Below are 20993 nucleotides of genomic sequence, written 5' to 3'. Positions count from 1 at the left end.
GCGGCCCTACAGCCAGGCCTGCACGAACAGGCGCACCGCCAGCCCCAGCCCGGCGACGGCGATCCCGATCCGCACCGCGCGCGCCGGCAGCCGCCGGGCCACGACGGGCCCGAGGCGCCCGCCGAGCAGCAGCCCCAGCGCGAGTGCGGGCACCGCCGCCCACGCGACGTGGCCGAACACGGCGAAGCCGACCGCGGCGACGGCGTTCGCCGCCCAGGTCAGGACGTTCTTCAGGGCGTTGGCGCGCAGCAGCGTCGCGCCCGGCAGCGACATCGTCAGCGCGAGCATCATCACCCCGGCCGCGGCCCCGAAGTAGCCGCCGTACACCGCGACGCCGAACACCCCCAGGGTCACGCCCCGCCCCGGCGGTCGGGGCTCCCCGGCCCGGGGCGGGCGCAGGAGCAGCAGCGCCGCCGCGGCGACCAGGAACGGCACGATCCGCTCGAAGCCCCCGGCCGGGGTCAGCAGGAGCAGGCCCGCACCCGTCGCGCCGCCGAGGACCGCGGGCACCACCCAGCGGCGCACCTGCGGGCCCGCACCGCGCAGCTCCGGGCGCGACCCGGCGACGGCCCCGGCGCCCTGGAACAGCATGCAGACGGTGTTGGTGACGTTCGCGGTCGTCGCCGGCAGCCCGGCGGCCAGCAGCGCCGGGTAGGAGAACAGCGAGGCGAGCCCGGCGACGGCACCGATCAGGCCCGCGGCGACCCCGGCGGCGAACAGGGTGGCCAGCTGCCACGCCGTCACGGGCGGGCCGTCCCGGTGCGTGAGCTCGTGTCGTTGCTGATGCGCACGACCCTAGCGGGCGTCGTCCCCGTCGCCGGCGTGCAGGGCGAACCACAGCTCGGCGCGCACCCCGGGGGAGTCCAGGTCGCGCCCCAGCAGCTCCGCGGCCCGCGCGATGCGGGCCCGCAGCGTGTGCCGGTGCACCCCGAGCCGCGACGCGGCGGGGTCCCACTGGCCGTGGTGGGCCAGCCACTCGCGCAGCGAGGCGACCAGGTCGCCGCGCCGCACGGCGTCGTGGCGCACCAGCGGGTCCAGCACCGCGTCGGCGAACGCCGTCGCGTCCTCGGGGCGCACCAGACCGGCGAGCCCGGTGCCGGCCAGGTCGGTGAAGTGCAGGGCGGGCCGGTCGCGGCGCTCGGCCGCGTCCAGCGCGCGCCCGGCCTCGCGCAGCGCGCGGCCCAGGTCCCCGACGGCGGCCGGGGCGGAGATCCCGGCCCGGACCCCGCGCACCCGCCGCGCGACGGCGAGCACGTCGTCCACCGCCCCGGCCGCGACGACGGCGGCCACCTGCCCGTCGAGCTCGGCGTGGAAGGCGACCGCGGCCCGCTCCAGCGCGTCGAGCAGCACGTCGGGCCGCGCGTCCGGCGTACGCCCGCCCAGCGCGACCGCGACGAGCTCACCGTCGGGCAGCGGCCCCCACGTCTCGGCCAGCACGTCCTCGGCGCCGCAGCCGGGCAGCGTCGCCAGCGCGCGCAGCACCGCGGTCCGCACCCGCCGGTCCGCGCGGTCGGCGGCGGCGCTGCGCGCGTGCGCGAGGGTCAGCACCGACACCGCCGACCCGATGAGCTGGCGGTCGACCGCGGTGAACCGGTGGTCGCGCCCGACGGCGAGCACGGCCGGCTCCAGCAGGCGCACCGGCTGCAGCACGACCTGCCCGTTCCCGGCGGCGACGGTGACGCTGGTGGGCCCCGGGTGCTCGCGGACCCGGTCGATCTCGGCGCGCAGCGGCCCGGCGCGGCGGGCGGCGCCGGCGGGGGAGGCGCGGCGGACCCGCCCGTCGTGGCCGCAGACCAGCGTCCAGGCACCGAGGCGCTCGGCGAGCCGGTCGAGGACCCGGGCGGTGCCCGCGTCGGGGTCCTCGCCCAGCGCGGCCGCGGTGAGCGCGCGCTGCGCCTCGTCGGTGCGCACCACCTCGGCGTAGCGCTCGGCGGCACGTGCCTCGGTGACCGCCCGGGTCAGGGCGAGGAACGGGGTCCGCTCGGGCACCTCCAGCAGCGCGAGGCCGGTGTCCGCGCAGGCCGCGCGCACCGCGGGGAGCACGTCGTCGCGCCCGAGGCCGGTGCCGAACCCGAGCCCCGCCAGGCCGTGCGCGGCCAGCCGGGACACGTAGCCGGCGGGGTCCGCGGCCGGACCGAGGCCGGTGGTCAGCAGCAGCTCGCCACCGCTCAGATAGGGCGTCGGATCGGACAGTTCGCTCGAATGCACCCACATGATCGGCCGGTCCTGATCCGCGGACGGACACGCCAGGCGTAGTCCGAGGCTGCGGATCGCGCCCAGGTCTCGCACCGTCAGCGCCATCGCACCCCCTGCCGGACCGGCGTGTCCGGGACCACGAACACGCCGAACCGGACACTACCGCGGTGGGGTGTTCCGGATCACGCTGTCCGGCACGGAACCTCCGTCGTCGTCGGAAGGACAGTCGTTGACCGCCACCGAGGAGAGCAGGACCGCGCCGACCGGCGGGCCGTGGGTGGGCACCCGCCTGGCCCGCAAGGAGGACCAGGCCCTGCTGACCGGCCGCGCCACCTGGACCGACGACATCACCCCGCCCGGGTCGCTGCACATGGTCGTCGTGCGCAGCCCGCTGCCGCACGCGCGCATCGACGCGATCGACACGGCCGCCGCGGCCGCCGTCCCCGGCGTGCGGGCCGTGCTGACCGGCGCCGACGTCGACGCCGAGTTCCTCGCCGGCATCCCCTGCGGCTGGCCGGTCACCGAGGACATCCGCGTCCCCGACCACCGCCCGATCGCCGTCGACGAGGTCAACCACGTCGGCGACGGCGTCGCGGTCGTGCTCGCCACCGACGCGGCCACCGCCCGCGACGCCGCCGACCTGGTCGAGGTCGAGTACACCGAGCTGCCGGCCGTGGTCGACATGGCCGACGCACTCGCCGACGGCGCCCCGGTCGTGCACGAGGGCATGGGGACCAACCACTGCTACACCTGGCCGCTGGCCACCGGCGACGTCGACACCGCCTTCGCCGAGGCCGACGTCGTGGTCTCCGGGCGCTACCTGCAGCAGCGGGTCATCGCCTCGCCGATGGAGCCGCGCGCGGTGGTCTGCGTGCCCGACCCGGTCGGCGCCGGGTTCACCGTCTACACCGCCACCCAGGTCCCGCACTTCGTGCGCGACATCCTCGCCGCCTGCACCGGCATCCCGGACACCCGCATCCGGGTCGTCGCCCCCGACGTCGGCGGCGGCTTCGGCGCCAAGCTCAACGTCTACGCCGAGGAGTTCCTCGCCCTCGTCCTCGCCCGCCGCCTGCGCACCCCGGTGAAGTGGACCGAGACCCGCTCGGAGCACCACCAGGCCACCACGCACGGGCGCGGCCAGATCCAGGACGTCTCCGTTGCCGCCACCCGCGACGGGAAGATCCTCGGGATGAAGGTGGAGCTGCTCGCCGACATGGGCGCCTACCTGCAGCTGCTCACCCCCGGCATCGCCGTGTTCGGCGCGTTCACCTTCTGCGGGCTCTACGACTTCGGGCACTACTCCTTCACCGCGAAGGGGGTGTTCACCAACCTCACCCCGACCGACGCCTACCGCGGCGCCGGGCGCTCCGAGGCCGCCTACGGCCACGAGCGGATCATGGACGACCTGGCCCGCGAGCTGGGCATCGACGCCGCCGAGGTACGGCTGCGCAACCTGCACCCCAAGTTCCTCGAGCCGCGCACGGTCCCCTCGGGCGTGCAGTACGACTCCGGGGACTACGAGACGTGCATGCGCCGGGCGATGGAGCTCGTCGGCTACGACGAACTGCGCGCCGAGCAGGCGCGGCGCCGCGCGTCCGGCGACCCCGTGCAGCTCGGGATCGGGTTCGGCAACTTCACCGAGTCCGGCGGGCTCTCCCCGTCGAAGGTCGCGGCCGGGGTCCGGCTGCAGTCCGGCGGCTGGGAGCAGGCCACCGTGCGGATGACCACCAGCGGCAAGGTCGAGGTCGTCACCGGCACCTCCCCGCACGGGCAGGGCCACGAGACCGCCTGGTCGCAGATCGTCGCCGACCGGCTCGGCGTGCACCCCGACGACGTCGAGGTCCTGCACGGCGACACCCTCGTCGCGCCGTTCGGCCGCGACACCTACGGCTCGCGCAGCCTCGCCGTCGGCGGCACCGCGGTGCACCTGGCCGCGGGCAAGGTGCTCGACAAGGCGATGCGGATCGCGGCCCACCTGCTGGAGGCCGCCGAGGACGACCTCGAGTTCAGCGGCGGCCGGTTCTCCGTGGCGGGGACCTCCGGCCCGTCGGTGACCATCCAGGAGGTCGCGGGCGCCGCGTCGCTGGCCGCGGACCTGCCCGAGGGCATGGAACCCAACCTGACCGCGGACTCCGCGTTCGACCCGCCCAACTTCACCTGGCCGTTCGGCACGCACGTCTGCGTCACCGAGGTCGACACCGAGACCGGGTTCACCCGGATCCGCCGCTACGTCGCCGTCGACGACTGCGGGGTGGTGGTGAACCCGACGATCGTCGAGGGGCAGCTGCACGGCGGCATCGCCCAGGGCATCGGCCAGGCGCTGCACGAGCACGCCACGTTCGACGACGCCGGCAACCCCACCGCGGGCAACCTCGCCTCCTACACCGTGCCCGCGGCGACCGACCTGCCGAGCTTCGAGCTGGAGCAGCTGGTCACGCCCTCGCCGACCAACCCGATGGGGGTCAAGGGCATCGGGGAGTCCGGCGCGATCGGGTCCTCGCCCGCGGTGGTGAACGCGGTGATCGACGCCGTCGCCCACCTCGGCGTGACCCACGTGGACATGCCCGCGACGCCGCAGGCCGTCTGGCGGGCGATCACGCACGCGTCGGGCGAGACTGCCTGAACCCACCGGAAGGAGACCGGCATGGTGGCCGTGAACTGTGACATGGGCGAGTCGTTCTCGATCTACCACTGCGGCGACGACGAGGGCCTGATGCCCTGGGTGACCGTCGCCAACGTGGCGTGCGGGTTCCACGCCTCCGACCCGCGGGTCATGGCCCGCACCGTGGCCCTGGCCAAGGCCCACGGGGTACGGGTGGGGGCGCACCCGTCACTGCCCGACCGCGAGGGCTTCGGGCGCCGCGAGATGACGCTCGACCGCGAGGAGCTCACCGCGGGCGTCGTGTACCAGATCGGGGCGCTGAGCGGGTTCCTGCGGGCGCAGGGCATGGAGCTCAACCACGTCAAGGTGCACGGCTCGCTCTACGGCATGGCCGCCCGCGACCCCGAGGTGGCCGCGGCGGTCGCCGACGCCGCCGACGTGTTCGGCGCCCCGCTGATGGGCATGACCGGCACCGTGCACGAGCAGGTGTGGGGCGAGCGGCCGAGCGGGTTCATCGGCGAGTACTACGCCGACCTCGACTACCGCGACGACGGCTCGCTGATCATCACCCGCGAGCACCAGGCCTTCGACCCGGCCCGCTCCGCCGAGCGCGCGCTGCGCGCGGTCACCGAGGGCGTAGCGGTCTCGGAGAACGGCCACGAGATCCCGGTGCGCGCCGACTCGGTGTGCGTGCACTCCGACACCCCGAACGCCGTCGAGCTGGCCAAGGCCGTGCACGCGGCGCTCGAACCCCACCTGGACCGCTGAGAAGGAGTTCCGCAGTGCCCCGACACGAGGTCGTCTCCCCGATCCCCGGCGTCTTCTACCGGCGCCCCGACCCCGGCAGCCCGCCGTTCGCCGAGGACGGCGCCGCGGTCTCCGACGACACCCCGATCGGCCTGGTCGAGGTGATGAAGTCCTTCCACCAGATCGCGGCCGGCGCCACCGGCACGGTGGTGGAGTTCCTCGTCGGCGACGAGGACGAGGTCGACGCGGGCCAGCCGGTGGCCGTGGTGGAGACCGCGTGAGACGGCTGCTCGTCGCCAACCGCGGCGAGATCGCCGTCCGGATCATCCGGGCCGCGCGCGACCTGGGGATCGAGACGGTGGCGGTCGCGTCGAAGGCCGACGGCGACGCCCTGCACGCCCGCCTCGCCGACACCTGCGTGGACATCGGGCCGTCACCGGCGTCGAAGTCCTACCTGGTCACCACGACGCTGGTCGCCGCGGCCCGCGACAGCGGCGCCGACGCCGTCCACCCCGGGTACGGGTTCCTGTCCGAGCGGGCCGCGTTCGCCGCCGCCGTCGCCGACGCGGGCCTGACCTTCGTCGGTCCCGACGCCGCGACCATCGAGCGGATGGGCGACAAGGTCGCGGCCCGCGAGGTCGCCCGCGCGGCCGGCGTCCCGACCGTGCCGGGCACCCCCGGCGGGGTCGCCGACGCCGACGCCGCGGTGGCCGCCGCGGCCGACGTCGGCTTCCCGGTGATGCTCAAGGCTGCCGCCGGCGGCGGCGGGCGCGGCATCCGGGTGGTGCACGACGAGCACGCGCTGCGCTCGGCGTTCGGGCAGGCCTCGGCCGAGGCGGAGAAGGCGTTCGGCGACGGCACCATGTACCTGGAGCGGTTCGTCGAGCGGGCCCGCCACGTCGAGGTGCAGGTCCTCGGCGACGGCCGCGACGCGGTGCACCTGTTCGAACGCGAGTGCTCGCTGCAGCGACGCCGCCAGAAGGTCGTCGAGGAGGCCGTGTCACCCGGCATCACCGACGCCGTCCGCGACGCCATGACCACCGCCGCGGTCGACCTGTGCCGCGAGGTCGGCTACCGCTCGGCCGGGACCGTCGAGTTCCTCGTCGACGACGACTCCGGGGAGTTCTTCTTCATCGAGATGAACACCCGCATCCAGGTCGAGCACCCCACCACCGAGCTCGTCACCGGCATCGACCTCGTCGCCGAGCAGCTGCGGATCGCCGCGGGGGAGCCGCTGCGGACGAGCCAGGAGCAGGTGCAGCGGCGCGGGCACGCCATCGAGTACCGGGTGTGCGCCGAGGACCCGGCGCGGGACTTCCTGCCCCAGCCCGGCCCGCTGGGCCGGGTCACGCTGCCGTCCGGGCCGTGGGTGCGCTGCGACACCTGGGTCGAGCCCGACGGCACGGTCCCGCCGTACTACGACTCGCTGCTGGCGAAGGTCGTGGTGTGGGGCGCCGACCGCGCCGAGGCGCTGGCCCGCTCGCGGCGCGCGCTGGCCGAGTTCACCGTCGACGGCATCCCGACCACCGCGGGCCTGCTCGGCGAGCTGGCCGCCGAGCCGTGGGTGGCCGCCGCGGACTTCCACACCGGGACCCTCGAACACTGGCTGGCCGAACGGAAGGACACCGCATGAGCGCCCGCTACAGCTGGGGCGGCGACGAGTTCGTGTTCGTCGAGCTGGCCGAGGAGATGAGCCTGCAGGCCAACTTCAAGGCCGTGGCGATCACGAACCTGCTCCGCTCCGAACGTCCGGACGGGATCCTCGAGATCTGCCCGGCGAACGCCTCCTACCAGGTGCGCTACGACCCCGACGTGCTCGACCCGCACAAATTCCTGGCCCAGCTCCAGGAGCTGGAGGCCCGGGTCGGCGACGCCATGGGCGTCACCCTGGACTGCCGGGTCGTCGAGATCCCGGTGCTCTACCAGGACCCGTGGACCACCGAGACCCTGATGCGCTTCCGCGACCGCCACCAGGACCCCGACGCCACCGACATCGAGTACGCGGCCCGTATCAACGGCTACGCCGGGGTGGAGGAGTTCATCGCCGCCCACTGCGGCTCCCCGTGGTTCACCTCGATGGTCGGGTTCGTGGCCGGGCTGCCGTTCAAGTACCAGATGGTGCCCCGGGACCGGCAGATCGTGGTACCGAAGTACCTGCGTCCGCGCACCGACACCCCCAAGCAGACCGTCGGCTACGGCGGCTGCTTCTCCTGCATCTACTCGGTGCGCGGCGCGGGCGGCTACCAGATGTTCGGCATCACCCCCGCCCCCATCTACGACCCCACCCAGACGAAACCGGACTTCACCGAGCACATGGTGTTCATGCGCCCCGGCGACATGGTGAAGTTCCGCCCGATCGACCGCGACGAGTACGACGACCTGCAGGCGAAGGCGGAGAACGCCGACTACCGCATCACCGCGCGGCCCGTCGCGTTCGACCTGCAGCCCTTCCTCGACGACCCCGACGGCTACAACGCGCGCCTGCTGGAGGTGCTGGCATGAGCGGCACGACCATCGAGGTCCGCAAGCCCGGGCTGTCCACGACCGTGCAGGACGGCGGCCGCGCCGGCTACTACCACCTGGGCATCCCGCCGTCGGGCGCGCTGGACCAGTACTCCCTGGCGTGCGCGAACGCGCTGGTCGGGAACCCGGACGGGGCCGCCGCGCTGGAGATCGTCTACATGGGCCCGGAGCTGGTGTTCACCGGCCCGGCCACGGTCGCGGTCGCCGGCGCGGCGATCGCGCCGACGGTCAACGGGGAGGCCCGCCCGGTCTGGGAGTCCTTCACCGTCCGGGAGGGCGACGTGCTCGCCTTCGCCTACCTCACGGCCGGCGCGCGCGCCTACCTCGCGGTGTCCGGCGGGATCGACGTCCCGGAGAAGCTCGGCAGCCGCGCCACCTACGCGCTCGGCGCGCTGGGCGGGCTCGACGGCCGCCCGCTCGCGGAGGGGGACGTGCTCCCGGTCGGGACGGGGACCGGCCGGGCCGGGCTCGTGGTCCCGGAGGACCTGCGCCCCCGCATGGGCAAGGAGGTGGAGGTCCGGGTGGTGATGGGGCTCTACGACCACCGCCTGACCGACCGCGGCCGCGACACGTTCCTCGACACCACCTGGACGCTGACCCCGGTCGCGGACCGGATCGGGTTCCGCTACACCGGCGGCCGGCTGGAGACCGTCGACCGGGAGCCGCCGTTCGGGGCCGGGCAGGACCCGTCGAACATCGTGGACTCGCCCTACCCGATCGGCTCGATCCAGGTGCCGGGCGGCGTGGAGCCGATCGTGCTGCACCGCGACGCCGTGTCCGGCGGCGGCTACATGATGGTGGCGACGGTGATCTCCGGCGACCTCGACGTCGTCGCGCAGTCGGCGCCCCGGACCCGGACCCGGTTCGTCGCCGTCGACCTGGAGACGGCGCTGTCGCTGCGGACCGAACGGAAGGAGCGCCTCGCGCGGATGCACGCCGCCCTCGGCGGGTGAGGCACGTCGCTCACCCGTTCGGGGTGGCCGAGCGGCGCCGTCTGGTCCAGACTCGACGCTCGGCGACGGACCGGACACGGGAGAGGCGGACCGACCGATGAGCGGCAGGCACCGGAGGACGATGCGGGCGGGCCTGGTGCGGCGGATCCTCGCCGTCGCCGTCCCGGCCGTCGGGGCGGTCGCCGTCGCCGCGGCCGTGGTCGTCACCGGCGGGACGACGCCCGAGCCGTCCGGCGGCGCGGACGGCGCGGACCGGTCCGACGCGGGCACGGTCTCGCCCGAGGCGTCCGCGCCGGCCGGGCCGTCCCCGGCCCCGTCCCCGGCCACTGACGCTGCCCCGCCGGGCGCGGCGCCGCCCGTCGCGGGTTCCGGCGGCTCCGGGGCCGGCGGCGGTGTCGTCGTCCCCGCGGACCCGGCCGCCCTCGCGCAGGGGCCGGTCCGGGCCGCGTCCGGGGCCGCGGCGGCCGTGCCGGGCCGGACCGCCCGTGACCCGGGCGCCGGGCGACCGGCGACCCCGAGCGGCCCGACGGGCGGCGGTCCGGGCGGCTCCCGTGACGACGACGCCGCGGGGCGGTCGCCGGCCACCGGCGGGGGACCCGTCGGCGCGGCGGGCGGGCTCGTCGCCGGGGCGCTCGACGCGCTGCCCGCGCCGGCCGGCCGCGGTGCCGCCGGGGAGCGGGCCGGCGGCGCGTGGTCCCCGGACGACTCCGGGCGTGCGGCCGGGTCCGGTGTCGAGCCGTTCGCGGCCGGGCCGGAGCCCGTCGTGCCGTTCTCGGCGCCCGGGGCCGGCGCCGGGCAGGATCCGGCCGGGGACGCCGGCCCCGGCCGTCACGCCACCGACGACACCACCGACGACACCACCGACGACACCTCGCAGGACACCTCCGACGGCATCACGGGGTCGACGGACGACACCGCCGGCACCGCGGACGACACCGGGGTCACCGTCGGGGACCCCGCCGGGGACGTCGCGCCCGACGGGGCCCTGCTGCGGCTGCGGCTGCGGATCGCCGAGGTCCCGCCCGTCGACGTCCGCGTACCCGGACCGGCGCTGTCGCTGCTCGGGAACTGACACCCCGCGCGCGGGCCGGGCGTGATTCACCCGCCCGGTACGCTCCGTGGCCCCGGCGCACCCGTTCGGTGCATGGTCACGTCGTCGTCCGGCGGTGACGATCACCGCATGCGTGCGGCGAACGGCTCCACCTCGTGACGGGACGGCACCGCATCCCCGTCCCCGCCGGCACGGCGGGCCCCGAGCCGTGGGCACGGCGCGGCGGCGCCGACGGCCCGCACGCGACCACCGCGGCGGGGTCCGCACCCCGCCCGGCCCCGGCGACCGACGGCCGGCGCCCGGGCGCGGCGGCGGCCGGGCCTCGGCGGCTGCGGGCCGTGCTGGCCGGGGCCGTGCCCGTCGTCCTGCTCGCCGCGGTGACGGTGACCGGGCTGCTCGGCAGCGGCGTGCTGGGCGGGATCGCCCCGGCCGGGCAGCGCCTCGACGGGTACGTGCCCGTGCCCACCTTCGCCGCCGACCCTGCCGGGTCCACCGGCCCCGCCGACACCACCGGTGCTCCCTCGCCCCGCTGGTACGGGCCCCTCACCGGGACCGGACCGGGCGCTCGTACCGCGACCGCGGTGCCGGTCGCGCTGACCGAGCCCCGGGCCGCCGCGGCGGCCGACGGCGCCGTCCGGGCGGCGTCGGAGCGGATCGCCGAGCAGCAGCGGATCGCCGCCGAGCGCGAGGCACGACGGGCCGAGGAGCTCGCCGCGCAGCGCCGCGCGGCGCAGGAGCGCGCCCGCGCCGCGCAGCAGCGCAGCGCGGCGCCGCCGTCGCCCGCCCCGACGAGTGCCCCGGCGACGCCGACGAGCCCGCCGCCGACGGCCGCCGCACCGTCCGGTCCGACGACGGCGCCCCGGTCCGCGCGCCCGTCGGCGCCCGCGCCGTCACGTGCGCCGTCGCCCGCGCCGGGTGCGGCCCGCCCCGACGGCGCCGTGTGCCCGGCCGCGCGCTGCTGAGGCTCACCCGTCCGGCCGTCCCCGGACGAGCGGTGGCGCACCGGCGGCCCGCCGGTCATCATCGGTGCACGGTTGGACCGTTCGGTCCCGTCCGGGCGGCGCGTCCGGCGGTGTCCGCCGTGGGGGAGGGAGCAGCGGTGCCCGGTCGCCATCGAGCCCGTCGCCCCGCCCGCCGCCGGTCGCTGCGCGAGACCGTGCTGCTCGCCGCCCCCGTCGTGGCCGCGGTCGCGGCCGCGGCGACCGTCGTCGGCGTCGTGGCGACCGCCGGGCTGTCCGCGGACCGGGTCCCCGCCGCGGCCGGGGGCACCGCTCCGGTCGCGGGCGCCGTCCTGGCGGTGCCGCCCCCGGCGGCGCGCACGGTGCCGCTGCCCGCGACCGGCCCGTCCACCGCGGCCGCGCGGGCCGTCGGCGCCGCCCTGCTCGCCGCCCGGATCTGCGACCTCGACGGGCCGCCCCGCTTCGACGACCCGGCCGACCCCGACCGCATCACCAACCGCGAGTGCGGCCGCACCGACGCGCAGGGCCGCACCCGCTCCGCCGACCCCTGGATCGACGCCCAGCTGGGGTACTGACGTTTCGCCGTGCCCGCCACCGGCTACGGAACCGGGGACGGGAGGCGATCACGATGACCGGACGGCATCGACGCACACGTACCACCCCCGCCCAGCTGGTCCTGCTCGGCGCGGTACCGCTGCTCGGCGGTGCCGGGATGGTCACCGCGCTGCTCGGCGCCACCACGCCCGGCCCCGACCGCACCACGGCGACGGCCACGACCGCCGACACTCGCGCCGGCACGGGTGCGGACAGCACCGCCCCGCCCTCCGCGCCGGGGGCGGCACCGGTCGCCGACCGGACCGTGCCCGGCCGCGGCGAGCTCGCGCTCGACGCCGTCGGCGGGGCCCGCGACGCCGCCCGCCGCGCCGGCGACGAGCAGGTCGCCGCCCGGGTCAGCACCGTCGCCGCCGAGCTGCGCGACCGCGCCCGCGAGCGCGCGGCGGCCGCCCGCGCCGCGGGTGACGCCGAGCTCGCCGCCTACCACCGCGCCGAGGCGGCCCGGTACGCCGCGGACGCCGACTCGTCGCGGCCCGTCCTGCCGGCCGTACCCGACGACCTGCCCGGCGACCCGACCGAGGACGGCGCACCCGACCCGGGCGGGTCGTGCACGGCCGCCGACGTCGTGCGGCTCGGTCCGCTGACCGCCACCGGCCCGTCCTGCGCGAACGACCCCTGGGTCGCCGGGCAGGTGCAGGACGCACTCGGCCGCGGCGGCCTCGGACCGGCCGTGGGCTGAGCCCCACGGGCCGCTGCCGCGCGGGCGCGGGTCAGCCGTCGAGCACCGTCATGCCCAGCGCGGTGCAGACCGCCCCGGCCTGGGCGGGGGAGATGACCGCGCCGCGCAGCTCCCGCGGGGTGTCCGGGGTGATCTCGCCGAGGTCGCAGCCCCGCAGGTCGGTCCCGTCGAGCCGGGCCGAGCGCAGCACGGTCCCGCGCAGCCGGCATCGCTCGAAGCGCACCGTGCGCAGGTCGGCACCGGACAGGTCGGCCTCGGACAGGTCGCAGTCGGCGACCCGCAGCCCGCGCAGCGTCACGTCCCGCAGGTCGGCGAGCTGCAGCGAGCAGTCCTCGAGCACGAACGACGCGGTCAGGCCCCGCAGCCCGCGCAGCACGGTGCCGATCATCCGGCATCCGGTGAAGCGCGTCTCGCCGAGCAGCGCACCCGCCAGGCGGGCCCCCGACAGGTCGACCCCGGACAGCACCGCGTCGGTCAGGTCGGCCTCGCGCAGGTCCGCACCGGCCAGCGACGTCCGCTCGATGCGGGCACGGTCCAGCCGGGTCCCGCGCAGGTCGGCCCCGGCCAGCGAGCCGCCGCGCAGGACGAGCCCGGCGAGGTCGGTCTCGCGCAGATCGGCCTCGTCGAGCACCGCCGAGGTCACCTCGACCCCGTCGCGGGCCGCCGCGACCAGGTCCTCCGCCGTCGTCACCGCCACCACGGGCGACAGCGTGGCACGGTCAGGGTGCGGGCCGTGCCGCCGGGGCGGCCGCGGGTGCCGCGGCCGGCCCGGGCAGCGCGCGTTCCAGGGCCACCGGGCCGGGTGCGGGGACGGCGGCCTGCGCGGGCGGGACGAGCGCCAGGCCGAGCGTGGTCACCGCGACGGCCACCGAGGCCACGGCGGCCCACCGCCTGCGGTCGACACCGACCCCTGTCCGCACCCGCAGCCTCCCTCGTCCGTCCCCGTCGCCGGGATCAACGACGAGCGTCACGGAAGGTTGCGCACGGTCACCGGGCAGGGCCGTCCGGGGGAGGGGACTGCTCCGTCCGATCCTGCCGTGGGCGGCCCCCGCGCCGCATGTTGCCGTTGGTCGTACGCCGGGTGGGGTCGACGAGCCGCTTCCACTTGCCCTGCGCCGCCTGCCTGCTCGACAGCTGGGCCTGCACGGCGTCGGCGACCTCCTTCCAGGTCATCCCGCCCGCGCGCAGGGTGCGGATGAGGTCGCGCTCGTAGTAGTCGGCGAGGCGGCGCATCTCCTGCACCAGGGCGTACCAGGCGGCCGCGCCGTCGTGGGTCAGGACGCCGTCGGCGGCCCGCTGCTTCATCCCGTCCAGCTGCTCGGTGATGGACTCCCGCTTCCGTGCGATCGAAGGATCGGCCCGCTCCAGCCAGCGCTGCGCCTCGTCGTACCTCATGGAGTCAATGGTTCATTGACGCGTACGCGCGGTCAACCGTTCGGCGACCCCGGCGTGTCGCCGGGGCCTCGACGGGGCGGCCGCCGGCCGGTCGGTCCGCGGCGGGGACGAACACGCCGCCGGTGAGCAGGGGGAGTGCCGTGGAGCCGTCCAGCTCGGCCGCGACCGCGACGTCGTCGCCCCAGCCGCCGTCGACGAGCTCGCGCCCGCTGGGGCAGGAGCGCAGCAGCGCGAGCGGGTCGGTGGCCGGGCCGAGCAGCACCCCGGCCGCGGCGGAGCGGTTGCGCAGCGACATCCCCAGCACGGTCCCGGGGGCGGCCGCGGCGATCGTGGAGCCGTCGGGGGAGGGGAGGACCAGCCGGTGCGGCTCCGCCGCGGCGCGCACCGTGCCGGGGGACAGCGACACCGGCCCCGTGCCGCGTGGTGCGGCGACGACGGCATCGTGGGCGCGGCCCAGGGCGGCCGCACGGTCGTCACGCCACGGGCAGGGCACGACGGCCCCCCGCGGTCGGCGGCGACGGTGAGGGTCGTGGTGAAGCTCAGCACGTCGACCAGGGCCAGGACGTCGACGGCCCCGTCCGTCGCGGCCCCGACGGGGCCCAGGTGAATCCGACCGGTGTGCGCGTGGTCATCGTCCCGACCTATCAGTCAATGAACCATTGACGCGAACAGATCGTCATCGAAACGACGACACCCAAGAACCAGCCAGGACCGCCGGTGCGGCGCGCGGCCCGGTCAGCCGGGGGACAGGGGGAGGGAGAAGCCGTCGTGGGTGACGGTGAAGCCGAGCCGCTCGTAGAAGCGGTGGGCGTCGGTGCGGGTCCGGTCCGAGGTGAGCTGCACCAGGGACGCGCCGCGCCGGCGGGCCTCGTCGACCGCGTGGGCCACGAGGAGCTCACCGAGCCGGGCACCGCGCCGGTCGGCGGCGACCCGCACGGCCTCGATGCGGGCCCGCACGGCACCCCGGCGCGCCAGCCCCGGCAGCAGCGACAGCTGCAGCGTGCCGACGACGCGGCCGCCGTCGTCGAGGACCAGGAGCAGCTCGGAGGGGTCCGCGTCGACGACCGCGAACGCCTCCCGGTACGGCGCCAGGTCGCCGGGGGACTCCCGGCGCGAGCCGAGCGGGTCGTCCGCAAGCAGCGCGACGATCGCCGGCACGTCGTCCGCCGTGGCCCGCCGGACGCGGGGGAGGGGAGCGGTCGGCACGCGACGATCCTACGGACGCGGGTCACGCAGTGATCTCGTGCGCCCGGGCTGCCCCGCACGCGCACGGCGGGTCACCATGCAGGCATGTCCCTCGACACCCGCGACCGGGCCGGCGGCACCATCCCCGCCGCCGACCCCGGCCACGTCCCGACCGGCGGCGACCCCGTCACGGTCTCGTTCACCCGTCGCGCCGACCCCGGGCACGCCGCGGAGATGACCGCCTGGATCCGCGCCGGCCTGCTCATGGCCGAGGGCTTCCCGGGCTTCCTCGGCGGCGGCTGGGTCCGCAGCCGCGACGGCTCCGACGAGTGGCACATGCTCGCCCGGTTCGACTCGCCCGACAGCCTCGCCCGCTGGGAGGCCAGCCCCGAGCGCCGCTGGTGGCTCGGCTCGGCGCAGGGCCTGGCCGAGATGACGCGGGCCGAGCGCCGCACCGGCATCGAGGGCTGGTTCGACCAGCCCGCCGCCGTCGAGACGGCCGGTCCGCCGCAGGTCACCCCGCCCCGCTGGAAGCAGGCCACGACGATCTGGCTCGTCTTCTTCCCGATGAACCTGCTCGCCACCGTCACGATCGGCGCGCTGCTCGCGGACTGGCACGTCGTGCCGCGGATCGCGGTCACCACGATCCTGCTGACCCCGGTGATGGTCTACGTGATGCTGCCCTGGATCACGGGCGTGCTGGGGTGGTGGCTGCAGGGCCGCCGGTTCCGCGACCGGCACCGCGAACCGGCCGGCTGATCACGCCCGGGGGCTGCCCGGGTCACGCGGAGCGAGGCCGCTACCGTCGTTCGGTGCTCACCTCCGAACCGGCGGTCGCCCAGCGGACGCCCGTCGACACGCTGCGCGACCGGCGGCGGCTGCGCTGGGCGGGCCGCCTCGGCCTGCTCGCGTTCGTCCTCGCGGTGGCCGTGCCGTTCCTGCCCGTGGTGCAGCACACGACGACCATCGTCTGGCCGTCGCCGTCGACCGGCACCGCCGACGTCAACGCGCCGCTGGTGGCGCTGCGCCCCGAGCGGATGACGGTCGTCGTCCCCGCCGAGGCCGTCCGCAGCCTCGACGCGCGCACCGACGGCAGCGCCACCGTGCTGTCCACGGTGCCGCCGGAGTCCCCGGAGGGCGCCCGCTCCGGCATGGTCCTCACCGTCGCCGACGGCCAGCTCGCCCTGGTCGACCGCGGCCAGCAGCTCGCGACCGCGCCGCTGCGCCCCGGGCCCGCCGAGATCCGGGTGAGCTCCGACGCCGCGGCCACCACCATCGACCTCGGGTCGGGCGCGCAGACCTTCGAGGGCGACCTGCGCCCGCAGTCGGTCGGCATCTACTCCGACCTCGACGCGACGCGCGACCCCGTCGCGGGCGCCGACGTCCGGATCACCCCGGACACCCGCTTCGACACCAGCCCCTCGGCCTGGAAGACCGCGGCCACCGTCGTCGCGACCCTGGCGCTGCTCGGGTCGCTGCTCGCGCTGGCCGGTGTCGACCGGCACCTGGGCCGCAGCCCGCACCGGGCCGGCCGCGACGCGATCGGCGGTCTCGCCGGGCGCTGGCCGCCACGGCTGCGTCGCTGGTGGGGCCGGGCCCGGCCGCGCCCGATCGACCTGATCGTCACCGTGGTGCTGGTCGGCTGGGCCGCCATCGGCGGCCAGACCTCCGACGACGGCTTCACCCTCGGCATCGTGCGCGACGTGCCCACCTCGGGCTACGTCGGCAACTACTACCGCTGGTACGACGCCGCGGAGGCGCCGTTCGGCTGGTTCTACGACCTGTACGCGCTGTGGGTGCGGGTCTCGGACTCGCTGCTGTGGCTGCGCCTGCCCTCGGTCCTCATGGGGATCATGGCGTGGTGGCTGGTCTCGCGCGGCCTGCTGCCGCGCCTCGGCCGCCAGGCCCGCCGCTCCCGGGCCGCGACCTGGGCCGCGGGGATGGTGTTCCTCGCGTTCTGGATGGCCTACAACTCCGGGCTGCGCCCCGAGCCGGTCGTGGTGGTCTGCTCGCTGCTCGCGCTGGTGTGCGTCGAGCGCGCACTGGCCCTGCAGCGGCTCCTGCCGGTCGCGCTGGGCCTGTTCGCGGCGTCGATGGCGGTCGGGGCGAACCCGGCCGGCCTCATCGCCGTCGCCCCGTTCATCGCCGGCGTGCGCCCGCTGTGGCACCTGCTTGCGGCCCGCGTCCGCGCGGTCGGCCTCGTCCCGGTGCTGGCGCCGCTGCTGGCGTCGGGCACCGCGATCCTGATGGTCGCCTGGGCCGACCAGAGCTGGGCCGCCGTCGTCGACTCCACCCGCATCCGGTCCGACATCGGCCCGGACTGGCCCTGGTACACCGAGATCGCCCAGCGCTACGCCCCGCTGTTCGAGGGCCTCGCCGACGGCTCGATCGCCCGCCGCTTCCCGATCCTGCTGGTCATCCTCTGCCTGCTGGCGTGCGTGGTCGTCCTGATCCGGCGCAACCGGATCCCGGGCGCGGCGCTCGGTCCCGCCCAGCGGCTGATCGGCAGCACGGTCATCGCGCTGCTGATCTTCGCCCTCACCCCGACGAAGTGGACCCACCACTTCGGCGACCTGGTCGGGCTCGGCTCCGGCATGGTCGCGCTGGCCGCGATCGCGACCGGGTCGGACGTGCTGCGCTCGCTGCGCAACCGGCTCGCGTTCCTCTCCGCGGTCTTCCTGGTCGCCGCGCTGTCCGCGGCCGGGCCGAACCTGTGGTGGTACACCAACAACTGGGGCGTCCCGTGGGCCGGTGAGCAGGTCACCCTCGGCGGCGCCGAGCTGTCCACGATCCTGCTGCTGGTCGCGCTGCTGCTCGCCGTCGGCGCGGGGGTCGAGCACCTGCGCGGCATCCGCGAGGAACGCCACCCCGACCAGCTCGCCGGGGTCGAGCGCGCGCTCGGCCGGGTCCCGCTGCTGGGCCGCTGGGTCCGGGCCCGCGACTGGCGCCGCGACGCCTCGTCCGCGCTGCGCGCCACCCGGCGCCTGCGGCTGACCTCCGCGCCGCTGGCGGTGCTGTGCGGGCTGCTGGTCACCTTCAACGTGTGGTCGATGACGACGGCGATCGGGGACCGGTCCGGGACCTGGACGATGGGCGCCGACGCCCTGACCCACCCGTTCGGCGGCTCCTGCGGGCTCGCCAGCCAGGTCTTCGCCGAGCGCCGCCCGGTGGACGGCGTGCTCGCCCCGGCCCCCGAGCCGACCGGGATGGCCGCACCGGCCCGCTCCGGGCTTCTCCCGACCGTCGCGCCGCCGCCCCCGCCCGGGGAGCCGACCGCGACGCCCGCCCCGCTGGCCCCGGGTGTCGTCCCGGCCAACAGCCCGGACGCGCAGCTGCTCGACCCGTCCAGCGGCGGCGGCGGCTTCGTCCGCGACGGCATCCCGCCCACCGGCGGGGGGACGGGCGCGTCCGGGTTCGAGTACGTGCTCTCCGGCGGTCTCGGCAGCGACGCCGCGCCCGCGTTCGGCAGCTACCTCCCGCGCGACACCCGCAACACCGGCACCCTGCGCACGCCGTGGGTGCTGCTGACCGACGAGCAGCGCGCCGGCACGACCCCGCTGGTGGTGACGGCCGCGGGCCGGCTCGGCAACGGCAACCGGCTCACCGTGCAGTACGCGACGCGGCTGTCCGACGGCCGGGTACGCGTGGTCGAGCAGACCACGCTCGACGACGGCCGGGTGGAGGAGATGCCGTGGCGCGAGCTGCGCTTCGACCTGCCCGAGACCGCCCGCGCGGCCACCGAGGTCCGGATGGTGGTGCAGGACAGCTCGCTGGGCGCCGACGGCTGGCTCGCCGTCGCGCCGCTGCGCGCCCCGCAGCTGGCGCCGCTGTCGCAGGTCGTGGGGGACCAGCCGATGTTCCTGGAGTACCCGGTGTCGCTGGCCAGCCCGTGCCTGCGCCCGTTCCGGACCTCCGGCGGCATCGCCGAGGTCCCCGCCTACCGGCTGCAGGCCGACGGCAGCCAGATGCGCGGCGACGGCGAGGGCTGGTCCTCGCCGCAGGCCGGCGGGCCGCTGGGATGGATCCAGGTCATCGGCAAGCAGGCCGAGCTGCCCACCTACCTCGAGGGCGACCCCGGCCGGGACTGGGGCAAGGTGCAGGCGATCCAGCCGTACCGGCCGAACGCCGTCGGCCCGACGCTGGACCGGCGGGACGTCGAGCGGTCCGGGCTCTACAGCGCAGGCCCGCTGCCCGCGCCGCCGCCCGGCATCCCGTCGCCGAGCCGGTGACGCCGGGCCTCAGCCGCTGAACTCGACGGCGGGGGCCTGGCGGACCGGCTCCTCCACGGGGGCGGCGCCCGTGTCGGCGCCGGGGTCGTCGCCGGTCACGACACCGGCGGCGTCGCCGGGGCCCTCGTGGGCCCGGCGGTGGGCCTCGACGACCTCGGACGGGATCCGGCCGCGCTCGGACAGCGTCCACCCGTTCTCCCGGGCCCAGGCGCGCACCTCACGGTTGTGCTCGCGCGTCGCGGCGTCCGACCCGGAGGCGCCGGACCCGGTCGCGGCCGGGGCGGCGGCGCGCCCCGCCTTCGGGGTGCCCGCGGGGCGGGCGGCGCCGAGGAACGGGGCGAGCGCGTCACGCAGGGCGTCGGCGTTCGCGGTGCTCAGGTCGATCTCGAAACGGCGGCCGTCGAGTCCGAATGCGACGGTCTCGTCGGCGTCGCCGCCGGTGATGTCGTCGACCAGCCGGATCGTCTCGACCTTCGCCACTGCAGTTCCTCCCGGATTCACCGGCCCGGATTCCCGGGCGTCGTCCGCAGCATAACGACGGGCGTTCGGCGAATCGCGGAGCCGGGGCGTGCGCAGGACGCTCGGCCTGGTGGGGCGGGACGTTCCCCTGCCGAGCGGGATGCGGCCACCCGCCGCCGGTGAAAGCGCGATGCGACGACGACAGGAGCCTCCGGAATGGGGCCGCGCGTCGTGTGAGCAATTCTCGAGCCGGCCCGGCGCCGGGGTCGTGAAGGATGGGCGCATGCGGATCGCCGTCGACGACCTCACCGATCCCGGGATCGGCGCGTTCCTGACCGGGCACGCCGCCGACATGCTCGCCCAGGGGCCGCCGGAGAGCAGCCACGCGCTGGATCTCGACGGGCTGCGCGGGCCCGGGGTGACGGTGTGGGCCGCCCGCGACGACGACGGCACCCTCCTCGGCTGCGGCGCGCTGAGCGAGCTGGCGGCGGGCAGCGTGCCCGAGCACCCGGCCGCGGAGCTGAAGTCGATGCGGACGGCCGAGCACGCGCGCGGCCGCGGGGTCGGGACCGCGGTCCTGCTCCGTCTGCTCGGCGCGGCCCGCGACCGGGGCTGTGCGGCGCTGTACCTGGAGACGGGGGCGGGGGAGTACTGGGCCCCGGCCCGGCGCCTCTACGCGCGGCACGGTTTCGTGCCCTGCGCGCCGTTCGCGCACTACCCGGACGACCCGCTCAGCGTGCACATGCGGCGGTCGCCGGTGTGACCCGGACGTCGTGTGATCCCGCTCTCGCCCGGATGCAGGGAGTGATCTAGAATACTCTACGAGTCGTAGAACACGGCGCCTGACCGTACGAGGTCCTCCCACCCGGGAGTCGTGCCCCGGGCCGCGGGGACGGGAATGAGGCCACGGGAATGACGGTCGAAGCCGGGCTGGTCAACGCAGACCTGCGCCGCAAGCGATCGGTGGATCTGGCGCAGCTGATCCACGAGCAGCACGGGGGACCGGTGACCGAGCTGCGGCACGGCCTGCTCGCCTACCCCTACGCGCGGCCGGTGCCCGAGTGGCACCGCGCGTGGATCGTCGTGCCCGCGATGCGCGGCGCGCTGGAGCTGACGCTGGTCGCGTCGACGGCGCCGGACGCGCAGGCCCCGGCCGCCGGTGTCGGGATCTGGGAGCTGTCGGTCACCGCACCCGAGCCGCTGCCCCGGGGTGAGGCCGAGGGCTGGGCCCGGGCGCTGTTCGGCTACCGCTGCGCGCCGCTGGTGTACCGGCGCCGTTCGGGCGGCGGCCTGTTCCACCGCCCGAACGCCGTCGAGTTCGTCGTGCACCACGGCGAGCACGGTCCGATGCACCCCTCCGACGTCGAGGAGTACGGCGCGAGCGCCTGCGCCTGAGGCGC

General features: G+C 76.5%; 22 protein-coding genes. 14 read left to right on the top strand and 8 right to left on the bottom strand.

Going from position 1 to position 20993, the window contains the following annotated elements:
- Positions 1-6: 6 nt before the first annotated feature.
- Positions 7-744, bottom strand: coding sequence for a sulfite exporter TauE/SafE family protein (locus tag WJX68_RS17915; RefSeq protein ID WP_340292390.1), 738 nt, complete (start codon positions 742-744; stop codon positions 7-9).
- Positions 745-795: 51 nt separating this feature from the next.
- Positions 796-2301 carry a PucR family transcriptional regulator ligand-binding domain-containing protein gene (locus WJX68_RS17910; protein ID WP_340292388.1) on the bottom strand — a complete coding sequence of 502 codons (1506 nt, stop codon included), beginning with the start codon at positions 2299-2301 and terminating at the stop codon, positions 796-798.
- A gap of 124 nt (positions 2302-2425) precedes the next feature.
- On the opposite strand from WJX68_RS17910, the gene WJX68_RS17905 reads away from it, so the two are divergent.
- The 10 genes from WJX68_RS17905 to WJX68_RS17860 all read left to right on the top strand — a co-directional run bounded on the left by WJX68_RS17905 (position 2426) and on the right by WJX68_RS17860 (position 12325).
- On the top strand, positions 2426-4819 hold the full coding sequence (locus WJX68_RS17905) for a xanthine dehydrogenase family protein molybdopterin-binding subunit (protein ID WP_340292386.1): 2394 nt from the start codon (positions 2426-2428) through the stop codon (positions 4817-4819).
- Between the two features lie 21 nt (positions 4820-4840).
- Positions 4841-5566 carry a 5-oxoprolinase subunit PxpA gene (gene pxpA / locus WJX68_RS17900; protein ID WP_340292383.1) on the top strand — a complete coding sequence of 242 codons (726 nt, stop codon included), beginning with the start codon at positions 4841-4843 and terminating at the stop codon, positions 5564-5566.
- A gap of 14 nt (positions 5567-5580) precedes the next feature.
- On the top strand, positions 5581-5826 hold the full coding sequence (locus tag WJX68_RS17895; RefSeq protein ID WP_340292381.1) for an acetyl-CoA carboxylase: 246 nt from the start codon (positions 5581-5583) through the stop codon (positions 5824-5826).
- On the top strand, positions 5823-7178 hold the full coding sequence (locus WJX68_RS17890; protein ID WP_340292379.1) for an acetyl-CoA carboxylase biotin carboxylase subunit: 1356 nt from the start codon (positions 5823-5825) through the stop codon (positions 7176-7178). Before WJX68_RS17895 ends, WJX68_RS17890 begins: the two co-directional genes overlap by 4 nt.
- Positions 7175-8047, top strand: a complete 873-nt coding sequence (locus WJX68_RS17885) for a 5-oxoprolinase subunit B family protein (RefSeq protein WP_340292377.1) — start codon at positions 7175-7177, stop codon at positions 8045-8047. The genes WJX68_RS17890 and WJX68_RS17885 overlap by 4 nt, the downstream gene beginning before the upstream one ends.
- Positions 8044-9021 carry a 5-oxoprolinase subunit C family protein gene (locus tag WJX68_RS17880; protein ID WP_340292375.1) on the top strand — a complete coding sequence of 326 codons (978 nt, stop codon included), beginning with the start codon at positions 8044-8046 and terminating at the stop codon, positions 9019-9021. The genes WJX68_RS17885 and WJX68_RS17880 overlap by 4 nt, the downstream gene beginning before the upstream one ends.
- Before the next feature lie 97 nt (positions 9022-9118).
- Positions 9119-10093 carry a hypothetical protein gene (locus WJX68_RS17875; RefSeq protein ID WP_340292373.1) on the top strand — a complete coding sequence of 325 codons (975 nt, stop codon included), beginning with the start codon at positions 9119-9121 and terminating at the stop codon, positions 10091-10093.
- A 134-nt stretch (positions 10094-10227) separates the two neighbouring features.
- The gene (locus WJX68_RS17870; RefSeq protein WP_340292371.1) at positions 10228-11034 is read left to right on the top strand and encodes a hypothetical protein; all 807 of its coding nucleotides are present in this window, start codon (positions 10228-10230) and stop codon (positions 11032-11034) included.
- Between the two features lie 137 nt (positions 11035-11171).
- Positions 11172-11606, top strand: a complete 435-nt coding sequence (locus WJX68_RS17865; protein ID WP_340292369.1) for a hypothetical protein — start codon at positions 11172-11174, stop codon at positions 11604-11606.
- Positions 11607-11659: 53 nt separating this feature from the next.
- Positions 11660-12325, top strand: coding sequence for a hypothetical protein (locus tag WJX68_RS17860; protein WP_340292367.1), 666 nt, complete (start codon positions 11660-11662; stop codon positions 12323-12325).
- A gap of 31 nt (positions 12326-12356) precedes the next feature.
- On the opposite strand, the gene WJX68_RS17855 is transcribed toward WJX68_RS17860, so the two are convergent.
- The 5 genes from WJX68_RS17855 to WJX68_RS17835 form a co-directional block, all read right to left on the bottom strand.
- Positions 12357-13025, bottom strand: a complete 669-nt coding sequence (locus tag WJX68_RS17855; protein ID WP_340292365.1) for a pentapeptide repeat-containing protein — start codon at positions 13023-13025, stop codon at positions 12357-12359.
- A 19-nt stretch (positions 13026-13044) separates the two neighbouring features.
- On the bottom strand, positions 13045-13245 hold the full coding sequence (locus WJX68_RS17850; protein ID WP_340292363.1) for a hypothetical protein: 201 nt from the start codon (positions 13243-13245) through the stop codon (positions 13045-13047).
- Between the two features lie 67 nt (positions 13246-13312).
- Positions 13313-13720, bottom strand: coding sequence for a hypothetical protein (locus WJX68_RS17845; protein WP_340292361.1), 408 nt, complete (start codon positions 13718-13720; stop codon positions 13313-13315).
- A gap of 4 nt (positions 13721-13724) precedes the next feature.
- The gene (locus WJX68_RS17840) at positions 13725-14126 is read right to left on the bottom strand and encodes a hypothetical protein (protein WP_340292359.1); all 402 of its coding nucleotides are present in this window, start codon (positions 14124-14126) and stop codon (positions 13725-13727) included.
- A gap of 329 nt (positions 14127-14455) precedes the next feature.
- Complete coding sequence (locus WJX68_RS17835; RefSeq protein ID WP_340292357.1) at positions 14456-14926, bottom strand: GNAT family N-acetyltransferase; 471 nt, start codon at positions 14924-14926, stop codon at positions 14456-14458.
- 84 nt (positions 14927-15010) lie between these two features.
- Here WJX68_RS17835 and WJX68_RS17830 point away from each other — a divergent pair, with 84 nt between their 5' ends.
- Together WJX68_RS17830 and WJX68_RS17825 are read left to right on the top strand one after the other, a co-directional pair.
- A complete protein-coding gene (locus WJX68_RS17830; RefSeq protein ID WP_340292355.1) occupies positions 15011-15664 on the top strand; it encodes an antibiotic biosynthesis monooxygenase in 654 nt (217 codons plus the stop codon).
- A gap of 53 nt (positions 15665-15717) precedes the next feature.
- Positions 15718-19134, top strand: coding sequence for an arabinosyltransferase domain-containing protein (locus WJX68_RS17825; RefSeq protein ID WP_340292353.1), 3417 nt, complete (start codon positions 15718-15720; stop codon positions 19132-19134).
- Positions 19135-19143: 9 nt separating this feature from the next.
- On the opposite strand, the gene WJX68_RS17820 is transcribed toward WJX68_RS17825, so the two are convergent.
- On the bottom strand, positions 19144-19614 hold the full coding sequence (locus WJX68_RS17820) for a histone-like nucleoid-structuring protein Lsr2 (protein ID WP_422785724.1): 471 nt from the start codon (positions 19612-19614) through the stop codon (positions 19144-19146).
- Between the two features lie 262 nt (positions 19615-19876).
- Between WJX68_RS17820 and WJX68_RS17815 the strand changes: the two genes are divergently transcribed.
- The gene (locus WJX68_RS17815) at positions 19877-20356 is read left to right on the top strand and encodes a GNAT family N-acetyltransferase (RefSeq protein ID WP_340292350.1); all 480 of its coding nucleotides are present in this window, start codon (positions 19877-19879) and stop codon (positions 20354-20356) included.
- Positions 20357-20505: 149 nt separating this feature from the next.
- Positions 20506-20988 (top strand): hypothetical protein, encoded by a 483-nt coding sequence (locus tag WJX68_RS17810; protein ID WP_340292348.1) that lies wholly within the window; start codon positions 20506-20508, stop codon positions 20986-20988.
- The last annotated feature ends 5 nt before the right edge of the window (positions 20989-20993 follow it).

Origin of the sequence: Pseudonocardia spirodelae, assembly GCF_037727765.1 — a bacterium.
GTDB lineage: Bacteria > Actinomycetota > Actinomycetes > Mycobacteriales > Pseudonocardiaceae > Pseudonocardia > Pseudonocardia spirodelae.
Note: the sequence above shows the minus strand (reverse complement) of the source record. Positions and strands in the feature narration are given on the sequence as shown.